This window comes from Corynebacterium sp. KPL4035 (genome assembly GCF_037908325.1).
GTDB lineage: Bacteria > Actinomycetota > Actinomycetes > Mycobacteriales > Mycobacteriaceae > Corynebacterium > Corynebacterium kefirresidentii.
On record NZ_JBBMGF010000001.1, the window covers coordinates 217,142 to 233,156 of the forward strand.

Consider the following 16,015-nt stretch of genomic DNA (forward strand, 5'->3'; position numbering starts at 1 on the left):
CCAGCTTAATAGCATTGGCCCTGCGCCGCAGGCGGGGGAATGAGAATACGCGTCTCGGGCACCTAGGGCGTGGCCAAGTAGGTCATTGCCGCACCATATGCCGCCCGGGTGGAGGCATAAACGGTGGGGGCATAGTCAGGCAGGAAGGTTGCTTGGTGGTTGACCGGAGGATCCTGCAACTCATCTTCCGGGGTGCAGCCGATGTGCCAAAAGACATAAGGTACCCCCCACGCCTGCGGCAGGTAGCAAAAGTCCTCGGAGGCGGTGGAGGGGGCCGCGATGACTGAGTCGGAGCCAAAAGCGGCGTCGAAAACCTCGCCTACTGGGGCATGGGCAGCGGCGTCATTATCGGTGACCTCGCCGTGGGCGTAGTACTCAAAAATAGGGTCCTGCTCGCTTCCGGAGGCGACACACTCGGCCTTAACCATGCGTTCGAGGGAGTGGTAGACCTTTTCTGCCAACGCGGGATCATAGTAGCGAGTATTGAGTACCAGCTCGGCGGAGTCGGGGATGATGTTGTTTTTATCGCCGGAGTGAAGCTCGCCTACGGAGATGACAAAGAACTCGTGCGGGGCGACCTCGCGGCCCACAATGGCTTGGAGGCGGGTGACGATCATAGCCGCGATGTAGGTCGGGTCGATGGAGTTATGGGGCATGGAGGCGTGGGCGGATTTGCCAAAGACGCGGATACGCAGGGAGTCGCATCCGGCCATGATCGGGCCGGCGGTGTGGCGAACCGTGCCGGCGCGGCCGGGCATGATGTGCTGGCCAAGGCAAATATCGGGGCGCGGGACGCGTTCAATGAGGTTATCGGCCAGCATGAATTTAGCCCCCATGGAGGATTCTTCGGCCGGTTGGAAAAGGGCGAGGAAGGTGCCGGACCAGGAACTACGGGAGGCGTCGAGAAGCGCGCAGGCACCTAGCAGCGCGGTGGTGTGCATGTCGTGTCCGCAGGCGTGCATATTTCCATTGGCAGCGGAATAGGAAACACCGGTGGCCTCCTCTACCGGCAGACCATCGAAATCCGCGCGCAGCAAAGCGGTGGGTCCATCGCCATTGCGGAAGATGGCGACCATCCCATAACCCCCGATGTTCTCTACTACCTCGCAGTCAAAATCGGCGAGCTTGGCGCGGATGCGACCGGCGGTTCGCTCTTCCTCGTGGGAAAGCTCGGGGTGGCGGTGCAGGTCCTCATAAAAGTCCTGCTGCCACTCCAGATCGGCCTGCTGGGAAGTGACGAGCTGGGCGATGCGGGCAGAATCAGACATGGTTTCACACCTTAGGAATTGGGTAGGGTTAGCGCTATGCCGGTTATTCAATTTGATGTTTTGGTTCCCAACGCACAAGCAGAGCGCGTCGCGGATATCTTTACCACTGCCACCGACAAGTTGGTAGAAAGCGGTTCATTAGCCTCCGCTGAGGTTACTCGCCCCGATGCGCCGCAGTTTCCAGAGGGGTTGGAAGAACAGCTGCGGCAAAATTATCGCGATGAGCATGAGGACCGCGACCTTGAGGACGCGAGCGTGTACCGCTACGACATTGCGGTAACAGGGGTGAGCGGCTCGGTTAACCAACTAGGCATGGTGCTCTCGCGCCTTCTTACCCCGCATGCAGTGCTGCCGAAAGACCACGTCTTGCTGGAAGATGAGCTGGCGCATGAGCAGCCAGCTATCTTCCCGTGGTCGCTGTCTATCCGGCCTTAGAGCTGCTTGACGATGTCCCTGGCGGCCGCCGCCAGCTGTTGCGCCAGGGGGCCTTCTTGGCTAAGCGATGCGCAGTAGGCGTCCATGTCATGCTCGAAGGAACCGGCGATAATGCCCATAGGCGTGCCTGCGTCCTGGGCGAGACCCGCAATGGTTCCGACGGCCTTTCCGGTCAAAGATTGCTCGTCAAACCGGCCCTCGCCGGTAATGACGAGATCGGCGGAGGATATTTTTTCTGGCAGCCCGAGTGCAGTGGCGACATGTGCGCCGCCGGATAAGACGCGAATATGCTCATCTGAGCCCCAGAGCGTGCGAGAAAGCCAGTGCAGGCCGATGGGAAGGCCACCCGCGGCACCGAAAAATTCGGAGTCCGCATCTGCGCCGGTGACTTCGCATGTTTGCAACATGGCACCGGCCAGCAGGGCTACCTGCTCGCCTTGCGCTCCTTTTTGGGGGCCGTACATGGTTGCCGCCTGTACTGGAGTAGCGCGGGTATCTGCCAGCAATGTGAAATCAAGCATGCCCGCCTTGATATTGAGCTGCGCGGTGTCAATGTGATCGAGCTGAACTAGGGGAGCGCCGCCCTTGGGCAGGGCGTAGCCGCGGGCGTCGTGCGCGGCAGCGCCGAGCGCGGTAAGGATGCCCATACCGGCGTCGATGCTGGCAGTTCCTCCCAATCCGAGCACAATCGAGGTGGCGCCGCGTGTTTCTGCATCCGCAATCAGCACGCCGGTGCCATAAGAATCGGCGTGCAGCGGATCAAGGCTGTCCTGCACTGCGGGTAGGCCGGTGGCAGAGGCGACGTCGATAAACGCAGTGGTTCCGGCCAGAGCATAGCTTGCCTGAGTCAAGCGGCCTATGGCGTCGGTGGTAGGCAGGGTGATGTTTTCGACGGATTGTCCGCCGGCCGCGGCCGCTTGTGCGAGGACGGCGGCGGTTCCCTCGCCACCATCGGCCATGGGCAGGGTGGTAACCGTGGCCTCGGGAAGAACCTGGCGCACCCCCATAGCAATGGCTGCTGCGGCCTCGGGCGCGGAGGCGGTGCCTTTAAACGAGTCTGGCGCGACGACAATATGCATGCCCGTGATTATAAAGCCCGCCTGCGAAAGGAGTCTGTGCAGCTGAAGATCCGAACGTTCTACAGAAAATATTTTACTTTATTGTCGCTGGTAAAGACGGTTCGGATCTATGCAAGGTCTAGAAACTGCTTGCTTTATCGGTAGTTTGATAGGAAACTGGTATCTGTTCTTATACGTCCACAGAATGGAATGCACGCCATGTCAGTAGATAGCCAAATTTCTGAGTACTACGACAAATTGCTCAAGCGCAATGCGGGAGAACCAGAATTCCACCAAGCGGTTTCTGAGGTTCTGGACTCGCTGAAGATTGTCCTAGAAAAAGACCCGCAGTACGCGGACTACGGCTTGGTGGAGCGTCTCTGTGAACCTGAGCGCCAGCTCATCTTCCGCGTGCCGTGGATCGATGACAATGGTGATATCCAAGTCAATCGCGGTTTTCGCGTCCAGTTCAATTCTGCGCTCGGCCCCTACAAGGGCGGACTGCGTTTCCATCCTTCGGTCAACCTGGGCATCATTAAGTTCCTCGGTTTTGAGCAGATCTTCAAAAATTCCCTGACCGGCCTGCCCATTGGCGGTGGCAAGGGCGGTTCTGACTTTGATCCCAAGGGCAGGTCCGAGGTGGAAATCATGCGCTTCTGCCAGTCTTTCATGACGGAGTTGCACCGCCACATCGGAGAATACCGCGATGTTCCAGCTGGTGATATTGGCGTCGGCGGCCGCGAGATCGGCTTCCTCTTTGGTCAGTACCGCCGCCTGACTACCCAGCATGAATCCGGTGTCCTTACTGGCAAAGGCCTGACCTGGGGCGGTTCCCTGGTTCGTACCGAGGCCACAGGCTTTGGCACGGTCTATTTCACCAATGAAATGATGAAGACCCATGGCGAGTCCTTTGATGGTGCCAAGGTCATTGTCTCTGGCTCGGGCAATGTTGCCATCTACGCCGCAGCGAAGGCCCAAGAACTGGGCGCCACCGTGGTGGCCATGTCCGATTCTTCCGGCTATATCACCACCCCACAAGGCGTGGACATCGAGCTTCTCAAGAACGTCAAAGAAACTCGTCGTGAGCGTATTTCCACTTATGCACAAGAGGCTGGCAGCGGCGTGGAATTCCATGAGGGCGGAAATATCTGGGAAGTAGGGGCGGACGTGGCACTGCCGTGTGCTACCCAAAATGAGCTGGACGGCGACTCGGCCAAAAAGCTTGTGGAAGGCGGCGTGCGCTACGTGGCCGAAGGTGCCAATATGCCGTCCACCCCGGAGGCCGTCCACATATTCCAAGAATCCAAGATCAACTTCGCGCCGGGCAAGGCCGCTAATGCTGGTGGTGTTGCTACCTCCGCGCTGGAAATGCAGCAAAATGCGTCCCGTGATTCTTGGTCCTTTGACTACACCGATGACCGCCTCCACGCGATCATGTCTACTATCTTTAAAAACATCGACAACACGGCGAAGGAATACGACCGCGAAGGCGATTACGTAGCCGGCGCAAATATCGCCGGCTTCAAGAAGGTAGCGGATGCCATGCTGGCACAGGGCGTCATCTAAAAATCGGCGTTTATTCAAGCTCCCCTTTTGCGCCACAGAGCGTGGCGGCAAAAGGGGCGCTTGTTCTTGTATATGCGTGCCATAAATTCTGTATGTGTGGGCGCGGACTGGCAAGACCGGTTGTGGAAGTAAAATCTGCAGTACACACTCGGTGCGTGGCCTCCACGCATGGCGGGTGAGGGTATGTAAAATTCGCGGTATGTACCGTGTCTTTGAGTCTCTAGATGAATTAGTTCAGCACTTGGAGGGGGCCCATGGCTTCCCCATGACCTCTAATTGCGTAGTTCCGCGCCATGAAATGCTCGCGCTTCTCGACGACCTCCGTAACGCGCTGCCCGTTGAGATTGATGACGCGCAGGATGTCTTGGATAAGCAGGATGAAATCCTGCACGGCGCTGAAGAGCGCGCGGACCAAACCATCAATGATGCTAATGCCCAGGCAGATGACATTGTGGGCCACGCCCGCGAGGAAGCAGATGCCACGGTGTCCCATGCAGAACAGCATGCCGCCAAGCTGGTGGCTGATGCTGAAGCTCGCGCTCAGTCCATGGTGGAGCAGGCCCGCGCGGAAGCAGACCGTACTATCGCTCAGGCGAATGATGAATATGAGCGTTCCGTCGCTGAAGGCCGCGCAGAGCAAGAGCGTCTGGTTTCGGAATCAGAAGTTGTTCGCCGCGCCGATGAAGAAGCACATCGCATTGTGGAATCCGCCCACACCGAATCTAACCGTCTGCGCAGTGAATGCGATGAATTTGTGGATGGCAAGCTAAGCGAATTTGAAACCACCCTTAATGGTCTGCTGCGTACAGTAAACTCCGACCGCTCTGCCCTGCGCGGCGGTGCCGGAGTGCGCTCCCGTGGCGGCGACTATTCGGCTCCGGGACGCGCCGGCGGCGCCGCAAGCAACACACGTTACGCGGAAGGCGAGACCTATGAGCGCCGCTATAACGAGCGCTAAAATTTTAGTTTCTTTATCGGCCTTAAGCTCTATGGTTCGGTGCACACCGGGCCGTAGAGTAAGGGGCTAGGAAAGACCTATACACTAGGCACGGCCAAAGGCCCTATTTGGTGAGCAGGCGGTTCGTCGTACACCGTCTACTCACCAAATAGGGCCTTTATTCATCGCCGCTGGTCTGAGTAAATTAGGTGGTGGCACGAGTGCGAGGTTGCTTAGCGGCAATGGCCTTTCCTTTTTCATGGGGAGTAGGCGTTATGTGGGTGTGTAGGGGAACGGAGATGTCTTCCTGCTGCGGGAGAAGGTGTGCAGGCGCGGCGGATTGGACGGCCATGCATGCTGCAATAATCGCGGTTACCAAGCCTGGAAAAAGGAACGCAACGAGTGCAGTGAAGAAATAGGAAGACAATGATGTCAAGGGATTATCACTGAAATTTTGTGGAAAGCACACGGCACACACGCTAAGGAGCACACCGGTAGCTAGCACCATCGTGCCCACAGAAATGAGCGCGGTAGGAATGGTCGCGCGGGAGAACCAAGTAATAGCACCTGCGCTTAGGGAAAAGATGAGCGCGCCGGTAAGGACCGAAAGGTCCATGCCGGTGGGCAATACTAAAATGGCACCGGCTACCAAACCGGCAACGACGCTACAGATGAGTGCGGTAAAGAGGCGAATGCCACGCGCGCCGTACATGCCTGAACGGTCCGGGCGTGGAGTGGCGTGAACGAGCATACCGGCAGTAGCTAACACCGCAGCGGGAAGACAGCTAAACACGGTGAAACCGAGCGCTATGCTGCGTAGATCCGTGGAGGCTAGTGCCAAGTGGTAGGTCATGCTTCCAGACTAAGGACGGCTTTCGCTCGGGAAAAGGCTAATCCGCAAAGGCATATGTCCTTTTACATTAAACGCCAGATTCTTGACAGAAACTTTCCTCGCGCGGGCCGCTAGGCGGAGTTTGCGGGGCAAGGTAGACTACCTAGTGTTATGACATCACCATTGAAGTTCGATGTGGGCGAATTGTTGAACGCCCAAGGCGCTGACGCACTGCCGGAACAACGCACCCAAACCGGCCCCTCACCTGAGAGGATCGGCGTGGAGATGATCGCCATCCCGCAGGGCGAAGAGCTCACCGTAGACGCTACCTTGACCCCTCTTGGTGCAGGTGTCTTAGTGGATGCCAACGTATCCGGACAGCTGACCGGGGAATGCGCTCGCTGCTTGAAGGAATTGCACCCACAGTTGGACTTGCACGTCACACAGGTCTTTGCAGCCGACGAATCCTTTGTCTCGGGAGATACCCCTTCAGACGGTGACGAAGGATCCGGAGATGAGATTCCAGAGATTGAAGATGATGAGCTGGATCTTTTGCAGGCCGTGATCGATGAGGCAGGCCTTAATCTTCCCTTTGCCCCGGTATGCGAAGATGGCTGCGAGATTGACACGCCTGAGGGCGTGACCACGGGTATCTCTGGCGAAGAGGACGAAGAAAAGGTCGATCCCCGTTGGGCTGGTTTGGAGAAGTTCCTATGAGCCGCAAGAAGAAGCTAACTGGGGAAGAGGCACTGGCTGCCGAGTTCGCTGCAGTAGACCATTCCCCGTTGTTGGAATCGCTCGGTGTGGAATTGCAACCAGAGCACCTGTGCCTAGCATTGACCCACCGTTCATTTGCTAATGAAAATGGGCACTTGCCAAACAACGAGCGCTTGGAGTTCTTGGGCGATGCGGTGCTGGGCCTCTCGGTAGCCTCTCAGCTCTACATCACCTACCCGTCCCGTCCGGAATCGGATATTTCCAAGATGCGCGCATCGATTGTCTCGCGCTACGGCCTGTCTGATATCGCCCGGGAAATAAACCTAGGACCGCACATTTTGTTGGGTAAGGGCGAGCAGTCCACCGGTGGCCGCGATAAAGATTCCATTCTTGCGGATACCACTGAGGCAATCTTTGGTGCCATTTACCGCGAGCATGGTTTTGAAACGGCGCGTGACGTCATCTTGCGCTTATTTGCGGAAAAGATCGAAAATGCGACTGTGAGCGGGCGCCACTTGGATTGGAAGACCACTTTGCAGGAGCTGTGCGCGGAGCTAAAGGCGCCGATGCCGGTTTATTCGGCTACTTCCACCGGACCAGAGCATGACCAGACCTTTAATGCAGTAGCTACTGTGGCTGGTCTGACCGTAGGAAATGGTGTGGGCCACAATAAAAAGTTGGCCGAGCAGCAGGCAGCTCAGGAGGCCTGCCAGACCCTGCGCGAAACTCCGCTTTTGGTGCAAGGCACTGCACATAAAGAGGGCTGAGCATGCCGGAATTGCCGGAAGTCGAGTCCGTCCGCCGTGGCCTTGCACCACACGTGGTGGGACGGACTTTTGAGTCTGTAGAGGTGTTACACCCGCGTTCCAATCGTGGCCAAGATGAGCCGCTTTCCGGTCTCCTTGAGGGCAAAGAGATCTCTGCGGTGGCCAGGCGCGGGAAGTTTATGTGGCTGGAATTTGTGGGCGAAGATGCCATGGACCCCCACCGTGACGTCCTCTTTATCCACCTAGGTATGTCGGGTCAGATCCGAATAGGTGCCACCGAATCTTCGCACCTTCGCATTACCGCCCAGCTGAGCGGTGGGGTAGAGGTGTGCTTTGTTGACCAGCGCACCTTTGGGTATTGGTTGTATGCGCCGTGGGACAAGATTGCGCACATTGGCATTGACCCGCTGGAACCGGATTTCGATAGTGCGGCTACAGCACGGCGCCTGCGTGCGAAGAGGACCGCAGTGAAGACCGCGCTTTTGGATCAAACGCTGACCTCTGGAATCGGCAATATTTACGCTGATGAATCCCTGTGGGCCGCGCAAATCTCACCCCGCAAGAAAGCCTCGACCTTGCGGCAAAAAGATGCTGTTGCTCTGCTTTCGGCAGCTCAGGAGGTCATGACAGCGGCCCTAAAAGTGGGTGGCACGAGTTTTGATTCCCTGTACGTAAATGTGAACGGCGAATCGGGGTATTTTTCGCGTTCCTTGGCCGCGTATGGGCGTGCTGGCCAGCCCTGTCTGCGGTGTGGAACGCCCTTGGAGCGCTGCATAATTTCAGGGCGGTCCACCCATTTTTGCCCCCATTGTCAATAATTTATGGCGCATGGGGTTCACGTTGTGAACCTTAAGGCAGTAAATTATTCTGCATGGATTTTCTTGAAAATGTCGTAACGACATTTAATGACGGCGTGTGGTCGTGGATTTTGCCGTGGCTGCTGATTGCTGCGGGCCTATTCTTCGGCATCCGTACTGCTTTGGTGCAAGTGCGCATGGTGCCGGATATGTTCCGCGCCGTCGTCGAGCGCCCCAAGGGGGAGGGCCGCGATGAGGACGAAGACTATGGCGGAATCTCCGCGTTTAAGGCCTTCACCATTTCAGCTGCTTCCCGCGTTGGCACCGGTAACGTTGCCGGCGTGGCAGTGGCCATTTCCGTTGGCGGCCCAGGTGCCGTCTTCTGGATGTGGCTGATTGCCATCCTGGGTGGCGCTACTGCGTTCATCGAGTCAACCTTGGCCCAGCTGTGGAAGGTCCGCGATGGCAATGGGTACCGCGGTGGTCCGGCGTATTATATGAAGCGCGGTTTGGGGTGGGGACCGCTCGGCGTGCTTTTCTCCATCGCCATCGCCTTTACCTTTGGCTTGGTATATAACGCCTTCCAGACCAACGCCATTGCGGATGCGGTGTCCTTTTCCTTTGACCGCGATGACACGATGTTCCGCTCCATTATCGGCATTGTTATCGCCGTGGTTGCGGGTCTTATCATCTTTGGCGGTGTGAACCGCATTGCCAATATCACCCAGGTCATCGTGCCATTTATGGCGGTGGCTTACCTGCTCATCGGTGGTTTTGTCGTCATTACCAATTTTGACAAGGTACCGGGAATGATTGGCGATATCGTCGGTCACGCCCTAGGAATCAAGGAAATTGCGGGAGCTGGTCTTGGCGCGGCCATGATGAAGGGTATTCAGCGCGGTCTGTTTTCAAATGAGGCCGGCGAAGGCTCTGCCCCTAACGCGGCGGCAACTGCGGCCGTATCTCACCCAGTCAAGCAAGGCTTGGTGCAGACCCTCGGCGTGTACTTTGACACCTTGGTGGTATGTACCATCACCGCTTTCATTATCTTGCTGGGACCAGAGATTGCCTATGGTGCAGAAGCAGAAGGCGTGTCCTTGACCCAGGCAGCCCTATCTTCTGAGGTGGGCGAGTGGGGAATCCACTTCGTCAGCTTTATCCTCTTCTTCCTGGCCTTCTCTTCCATCCTGGGCAATTACTACTTGGCGGAGTCTAACCTGGAGTACCTCACCCAGAGCAAGCCTGCGCTGGTGATTTTCCGCCTCGTCGTACTTTTCTTTGTCTGGTTCGGTGCGGTGGGCTCCTTGCCGCTGGTCTTTGCCTTGGCCGATACCGGCGCGGCAACCATGGTTATCCTCAATATCCTCGCCATCGTGCCGCTATCCGGGGTGGCCATCAAACTGCTCAAGAACTACAACGAGCAGCGCAGCCATGGCATAGACCCGGTATTCCACCGCGATATGCTGCCGGAGCTTAAAGGCGTGGAGTGCTGGGACGGCTCCGACCCCGTCACTCGTCGCAGCGAAGAGGACCGCCGCGTCCTGCGCGATAAGGGTCAACAAGATCACTACTAGGAGCTAGGGAGGCCGCTTGACCATGGAAAGAATGACCGCTTTTGTCCACGGGCACGTCCAAGGCGTGGGCTTTCGATGGTGGACGCGCTCCCGTGCCCTCGAGCTAGGCTTGAAGGGGCATGCTACTAATTTGGCCGACGGTCGGGTTCAGGTTGTAGCCGAGGGACCGCGGGAGAATTGTGAAGAATTGCTAGGACTCCTCAAAGAACAGCCCAGTATGACTCGCCGGCCAGGAACGGTGGACCTAGTAGTCGAGCAGTGGGCTGCCCCCAAGGGAGAGTCTGGCTTCATTGAACGCTAATGCATAGCATACGCCCGCAGTTTCGAGCCTTGAGGCTCGGCTGGGCAGGCGTGCTCTAAGCTTGCTAAACTAACCCAAATGCACCTGAAATCGCTGACGCTCAAAGGCTTTAAATCATTTGCGTCGGCGACGTCTCTGAAATTTGAGCCGGGCATTTGCGCTGTTGTCGGACCGAATGGTTCCGGCAAGTCCAATGTGGTCGATGCGCTAGCTTGGGTCATGGGCGAGGGAAGCGCCAAGACGCTGCGTGGCGGAAAGATGCAAGACGTCATTTTCGCCGGCGCCGGCGATCGCAAAGCCTTGGGCCGCGCCGAGGTAACTCTCACCATCGATAATGCGGACGGCGCGCTGCCGATCGAGTATTCGGAAGTTTCGGTCACCCGCCGAATGTTCCGTGACGGTGCCAGCGAATACGAAATCAATGGTGCCAAAGCGCGCCTCATGGATATCCAGGAGCTGCTCTCTGATTCGGGCATTGGCCGCGAGATGCATATTATCGTCGGCCAAGGCAAGCTTTCTGAAATCCTCGAATCGCGGCCCGAAGATCGGCGCTCTTATATCGAAGAGGCAGCGGGTGTGCTCAAACACCGCCGCCGCAAGGAAAAGGCGCAGCGAAAGCTCACTGGCATGCAGGCCAATTTGGATCGCCTGCAGGACCTTACGGATGAGCTAGGAAAGCAGCTTAAGCCTTTGGCCCGCCAGGCCGAGGCCGCGCAGCGTGCGGCCACGGTGCAAGCTGATCTGCGCGATGCCCGCCTGCGCTTAGCCGGCGATAGGGTAGTGCGGCTGCGCAGCAAGTTTCAGGAGGCCGAGCGCACAGCCGAAGTTCTCGCCGAGCAGGTTGAAGAAGTTACGGCGCAGCTGGAAGAAGCGACAGGCTCCCAGCTAGAGGTAGAAGCCCAACTAGAAGAAATAAGCCCCAAGGCAGATGCCGCCCAAAAACTATGGTTCGATCTGTCTACGCTTTCTGAGCGCATTTCCGCCACGCAGCGCATCGCGGAAGAGCGAGCGGCCAATGCTGGTGCGCAGGTGGCTTATTCTGGCCAAGATCCGGAGGACCTAGAGGCACGGGCCACCCGTGCAGATGAGGAGCATGCGGAGCTTCTCGCCGCGGCGGAAGAAGCTGCAGAACGCCTGGAAGCGATCCGCGAAGAGGTAGCAGAGCACCGCGAAGCCTTCGAGGCGGCCGAGCGCGAACACATGGCCCAGCTGCGCGCCATTGCTGATAGGCGCGAGGGCGTAGTCCGCCTTATCGCGGCGGAGGAAAAGGCGGCAGGCCAGGTTACTTCGGCGGAAGAGGAGCTAGCGCGGCAAGAAGAAACCCTTGCTTCTACCAGTCAGCGCACTCAATCTGCCCAGGCAGAGGCGGATGAGGTGGCGGATAAACTGCAATCTTTGGCTGGCGAGCGCGAGCCGCTCGAGGAGGCACATGTGCGCGCGGCCAGTGAATCGGGTGCGGCTGATAAGCGCTTGGAACAGCTGCGCGATGAGCAGCGCGAACGCGAGCGCGCCGTGTACACGTTGCACTCCCGCATCGATACCTTGGCCCAGACCGCACCAGAAAAAATCGATGTAGGTGAGCAGTTCCAGCCGCTGGCCACATTCATCAGCACCTCATATGAGACAGCGGTTGCTGCCGCATTGGGCGCCTTCGCTGAGGCTCAGGCCGGCGAGATTTCCGTTCAGCTCATTGCGGACCTGGAAAAAGGTACGCGTTCCGCGCTTATCGATGTCTCCGTGGCCGCCCCCGCCACTTCCTGGCGCGTGGATGCAACTTTGCCCACCGGAACCTCGTGGTTGCTCGACCACATTGCTGTGGTTCCGGAGGTATCCGCCGCGCTGCACCGCCTCCTTGCGGATGTCGTGCTCGTTCCCGATTTCGCGGCGGCGAAAAAATTGGTGGCAGAGGATCCTCGCCTGCGCGCCGTTACCGAATCGGGCGTGGTGCTGGGCGAAGGTTGGGTAGAAGTAGGCACCGGTGCCTCGTCTACCGTAGAGGTCACCGCTCGCATCGCAGAGGCAGAGGAACAGCTGGAATCTGCGACGCAGGAGCTAGAAGAGCTATCCGGCACGCTTGAAGGTGCAAAGATTGCAGCAGAAGATGCCCGCGTGACCGCCGCTTCGGCGAAGGCTGCTTTGCGCGAACACGATACCGAGGTTGACGCGTGGAAGCGTGATCATCAGCGCCTGCTTAAGCAATACGAGGCCAATAAATCGGAACACGAAAAGGCCGCTGCGCGGGCGACCGAGATTGAGGTAAAGATCGCAGAAGCCCGCAAGCAGCTTGCCGACGCCCGCGATAGGCTCGCCCGCGTCGATGCGGACGAGCAGCCAGATGAGCCTTCTTCGGCGGAACGTGATGAGGCTTCGGCCGCATTAGAACAGGTTAAGTCGATGGAGATGGAGGCGCAGGTTGCAGCCCGCTCTGCTCAAGACCAGGTGGGTCAGGTAGCGGGGAAGGGCGAGGCATTGCGTCGCCAAGCGCAGCATGAGCGCCAAGCCAAGGCTCGCCATGAGCAGGCCATGGCCCGGCGCAAAGCGCAAGGGGAATTGGCCGGTGCAGTGGCAAGGCATTCGCGTGATTTGGCCGCGCGCGCCACGCAATTGCTAGAGCGCGCCACCGCTGAGCGCGATGACTACTTTGCGCAGCGCACCTCCTTGAACGCGCAGCTGCAGCAAGTAAAACAACAGGTCTCGGCCGCGCGACAGCAGCTGGACCGGTTGACGAACCGCGCTCATGACTCAGAAATTGCTCGCTCGCAGGCACAGGTGCGCGTCGATGAAGCAGAAGCCAAGATTGTGGAGCAGCTCGGCATTGCGATTTCGGACCTTTTGCAGGACTACACCCCGGGCGAGGATTTCGATCGCGGGGCGGAAAATGCGCGCCTGAAGCAAGCAGAAAAGGACTTGAATTCTTTGGGCAAGGTTAATCCGCTTGCGTTGGAAGAATATAAGGCTTTGGAGGAACGTTATTCCTTCCTGTCCACCCAGTTGGAAGATGTCATCCAAGCCCGCAAGGATCTTGCCGGGGTGATCGAGGACGTGGATGCGCAGATTTTACAGCTTTTCACCGATGCCTGGCATGACGTGGAAGCGGAATTCCCCAAGGTCTTCCAGACCCTTTTCCCTGGTGGCGAGGGCCGCCTCATCCTCACGGAGCCGGAGGACATGCTTACCACCGGTATCGAGGTGGAAGCGCGCCCACCGGGCAAGAAGGTCAAGCGCCTGTCCTTGCTTTCTGGTGGTGAGAAGTCGCTCACCGCGCTGGCAATGCTGGTAGCAATCTTCCGCGCCCGCCCCAGCCCGTTCTACGTCATGGATGAGGTTGAGGCAGCGCTTGATGATGTCAACCTGCGCCGCCTCATCGCCCTTTTTGAAGAGTTGCGCAAGGATTCGCAGCTTATCGTCATTACGCACCAAAAGCCGACGATGGATGTAGCTAACGTGCTGTATGGCGTGACCATGCGCGGCGACGGTATCACCCGTGTTATTTCGCAGCGCATGAATCCCGCAGGTAGTGCCCCTGGAACAGAGTAAGCCAGCGAGGACGCTACCCGCCTGGGCGTTGATGCTCCACGGGGCGACTAGCCAGGGTGGTAGCCGCGGGCGTCGCCTGCCGGTAGGCCCCTCTATCCGGGATAGGAGGGGGTTTGGCGTGCCGCGAGCCCGCAAGACTGGCACTATAGAGACATGAATTCTTTATGGTTATGGATCGGCATTGCGATCGTCGTCATTGTGCTGATTATTCTTCTCGTAGTAATCGGCAAAAAACGCGGCGACGCCAAGAAGGTGTCCTTTGACAAGCCCACTGAGGAAGAACCGAAGCAGCTTACTCAGGAGCAAAAGTCCGGCAATTATCAAGCTAAGTCCGGCTTTAACTTCGCTCCTGCCGGTAGTGCCAAGGAAAAGCAGAAAAGCCCGGTGCAAGCGGAAAAGCCCGTGAAGAACCAGCCAGCTGCGGATAAGTCAGCTCCGGCACATCAGGAGGCAAAGGCAGAGCCTAATGCTACCGACATTGCCAACGAGCAGCTTAGCGGCAAGACCCCACAACCACAGGCCAAGCCGCAAGCACCTGCGGACAAGCCACAGCCTGCTCAGGCTAAGACCGATGCTGCGGCCGACAAGCCCGCGGTAGAGCAACCAAAGGAAAATAAGCCGGCACCACAACAGCAGGCAAAGCCGGCAGAAACCAATAAAGCTACTGAGACCAATAAGCCGGCAGATGTCAAAGAGCAGCCGACTGACTCTCTCCCAGATAAGTCCGAAAAGAACCCGTCCACGGGCGCTGGAGCCACGGCGGCAACCGCTGCCGGTGCAGCAGGGATAGCGGGTACGGCAGCTGCGGCTGCAGAAAGTAAAGAAACGCCTGCGGATAATGTCGCAGAGTCGGTCGAGCAGCCAGAAGCAACATCCGAGCCGAAGGAGCCAGCGACGCCGCAGGCAGATAAGTCAGCGGAGGAGGCTTCGCCAGCTGCTGAAAAGGCAGAAGCTCCTGAAGATACCGTCGATGTGAAAGACGCCGCAGCAGCAGAGGAATCCCCAGTCTTTGACGAGGTCGTTGAAGACAAGAACGCGGAAGACATTGAAGAGCGCGTCGATGACCGCGAGGAGGCCGAAGAGGCTGCGGCTGCAGCCGAGGCACAAACCGGCGCGGCCGAAGCAGCCAAGGAGCAGACCGAAGTTCCAGAGGGAGAGCCGGCCCCAGCGCCAGCACCACAGGAAGACATCGCCCCCGCAGGTGGGCGCCTTGGGCGTTTGCGTGGACGCCTGTCCCGTTCGCAAAATGCCATCGGCCAGGGACTTATGGGAATTCTTTCCGCAGGCGATCTGGATGAAGATGCCTGGGAGGAAGTAGAAGATACTCTCATCATGGCGGACCTAGGCACCAAGTCCACTATGAAAGTGACTGACTCCCTGCGCGAGAAAATTGCTGAGCGCGGCGTCTCCAGCGAGGACGAGGCCCGTGCCATGCTGCGTGAATGCCTCATCGAGGCAGGCCACCCAGAGATGGACCGTTCCATTAAGGCCATGCCGAATGAGGGTAAGCCAGCCATCGTTATGGTTGTCGGCGTTAACGGCACCGGCAAAACCACCACCACGGGCAAGCTTGCCCGTGTGCTTGTAGCCATGGGTCATAAGGTACTTCTGGGCGCGGCGGATACTTTCCGTGCTGCGGCCGCTGATCAGCTCGAGACATGGGGTCGCCGCGTTGGCGCCGATACCGTGCGCGGCAAGGAGGGCGCTGACCCAGCATCGGTCGCCTTCGACGCGGTAGCTCGCGGTGTAGAACAGCAAGTAGATGTGGTCTTGGTAGATACCGCAGGCCGCCTGCATACCTCCACAGACTTGATGGACCAGTTGGGCAAGGTCAAGCGCGTGGTGGAAAAGAAGACCGATGTGGACGAGGTTCTGCTGGTACTGGACGCTACCGTGGGACAAAATGGTCTGACTCAGGCCCGCATATTCCGCGAGGTAGTAGATATCACCGGCGTCGTCCTAACCAAGCTGGATGGTACTGCCAAGGGCGGAATCGTCTTCCAGGTGCAAGAGGAATTGGGCGTTCCGGTCAAGCTTGTGGGCTTGGGCGAAGGCGCCGATGATCTCGCACCGTTTGAGGTCGAAGGCTTTGTCGACGCTCTCTTGGGCGAGAAATAACGCCTAACTTCAAAGCTCCCCCTGCATATCGGGAAGCGCGAGCGTGCGCCACGGTGTGCTGGGGGAGTTCTTCGTTTTCCTGGCTGAGTTCCAGCGTGTACCTTGCTC

General features: G+C 58.2%; 13 protein-coding genes. 10 read left to right on the plus strand and 3 right to left on the minus strand.

What is annotated here, in order from left to right:
* Positions 1-62: 62 nt before the first annotated feature.
* Positions 63-1,268 (minus strand): amidohydrolase, encoded by a 1,206-nt coding sequence (locus tag WMP96_RS01025; protein ID WP_023021261.1) that lies wholly within the window; start codon positions 1,266-1,268, stop codon positions 63-65.
* 36 nt (positions 1,269-1,304) lie between these two features.
* On the opposite strand from WMP96_RS01025, the gene WMP96_RS01030 reads away from it, so the two are divergent.
* The gene (locus tag WMP96_RS01030; protein WP_023021262.1) at positions 1,305-1,703 is read left to right on the plus strand and encodes a hypothetical protein; all 399 of its coding nucleotides are present in this window, start codon (positions 1,305-1,307) and stop codon (positions 1,701-1,703) included.
* Here WMP96_RS01030 and WMP96_RS01035 read toward each other — a convergent pair.
* Entirely contained in the window at positions 1,700-2,782 is a 1,083-nt protein-coding gene (locus WMP96_RS01035) for a glycerate kinase family protein (RefSeq protein ID WP_239204286.1), read from the minus strand. The two genes, WMP96_RS01030 and WMP96_RS01035, sit on opposite strands and share 4 nt — an antisense overlap.
* Positions 2,783-2,980: 198 nt before the next feature.
* Here WMP96_RS01035 and gdhA point away from each other — a divergent pair, with 198 nt between their 5' ends.
* Positions 2,981-4,327, plus strand: coding sequence for an NADP-specific glutamate dehydrogenase (gene gdhA / locus WMP96_RS01040; RefSeq protein ID WP_340431890.1), 1,347 nt, complete (start codon positions 2,981-2,983; stop codon positions 4,325-4,327).
* 199 nt (positions 4,328-4,526) lie between these two features.
* Positions 4,527-5,285, plus strand: a complete 759-nt coding sequence (locus WMP96_RS01045; protein ID WP_023021265.1) for a DivIVA domain-containing protein — start codon at positions 4,527-4,529, stop codon at positions 5,283-5,285.
* A 184-nt stretch (positions 5,286-5,469) separates the two neighbouring features.
* Here the strand turns inward: WMP96_RS01045 and WMP96_RS01050 are convergent, their stop codons facing one another.
* Entirely contained in the window at positions 5,470-6,117 is a 648-nt protein-coding gene (locus WMP96_RS01050) for a hypothetical protein (RefSeq protein ID WP_340431892.1), read from the minus strand.
* Positions 6,118-6,267: 150 nt separating this feature from the next.
* On the opposite strand from WMP96_RS01050, the gene WMP96_RS01055 reads away from it, so the two are divergent.
* The 7 genes from WMP96_RS01055 to ftsY all read left to right on the plus strand — a co-directional run bounded on the left by WMP96_RS01055 (position 6,268) and on the right by ftsY (position 15,907).
* A complete protein-coding gene (locus tag WMP96_RS01055) occupies positions 6,268-6,813 on the plus strand; it encodes a YceD family protein (protein WP_023021267.1) in 546 nt (181 codons plus the stop codon).
* A complete protein-coding gene (gene rnc, locus WMP96_RS01060) occupies positions 6,810-7,580 on the plus strand; it encodes a ribonuclease III (RefSeq protein ID WP_023021268.1) in 771 nt (256 codons plus the stop codon). Before WMP96_RS01055 ends, rnc begins: the two co-directional genes overlap by 4 nt.
* 2 nt (positions 7,581-7,582) lie before the next feature.
* Positions 7,583-8,398 carry a bifunctional DNA-formamidopyrimidine glycosylase/DNA-(apurinic or apyrimidinic site) lyase gene (mutM, locus tag WMP96_RS01065; protein WP_023021269.1) on the plus strand — a complete coding sequence of 272 codons (816 nt, stop codon included), beginning with the start codon at positions 7,583-7,585 and terminating at the stop codon, positions 8,396-8,398.
* A gap of 53 nt (positions 8,399-8,451) precedes the next feature.
* Complete coding sequence (locus WMP96_RS01070; RefSeq protein ID WP_200288901.1) at positions 8,452-9,951, plus strand: alanine/glycine:cation symporter family protein; 1,500 nt, start codon at positions 8,452-8,454, stop codon at positions 9,949-9,951.
* Positions 9,952-9,973: 22 nt separating this feature from the next.
* Complete coding sequence (locus WMP96_RS01075; protein WP_301715636.1) at positions 9,974-10,252, plus strand: acylphosphatase; 279 nt, start codon at positions 9,974-9,976, stop codon at positions 10,250-10,252.
* Positions 10,253-10,330: 78 nt separating this feature from the next.
* Positions 10,331-13,789, plus strand: coding sequence for a chromosome segregation protein SMC (gene smc / locus WMP96_RS01080; protein WP_340431894.1), 3,459 nt, complete (start codon positions 10,331-10,333; stop codon positions 13,787-13,789).
* Between the two features lie 153 nt (positions 13,790-13,942).
* Positions 13,943-15,907, plus strand: a complete 1,965-nt coding sequence (ftsY, locus tag WMP96_RS01085; RefSeq protein ID WP_239207557.1) for a signal recognition particle-docking protein FtsY — start codon at positions 13,943-13,945, stop codon at positions 15,905-15,907.
* Positions 15,908-16,015: the final 108 nt, after the last annotated feature.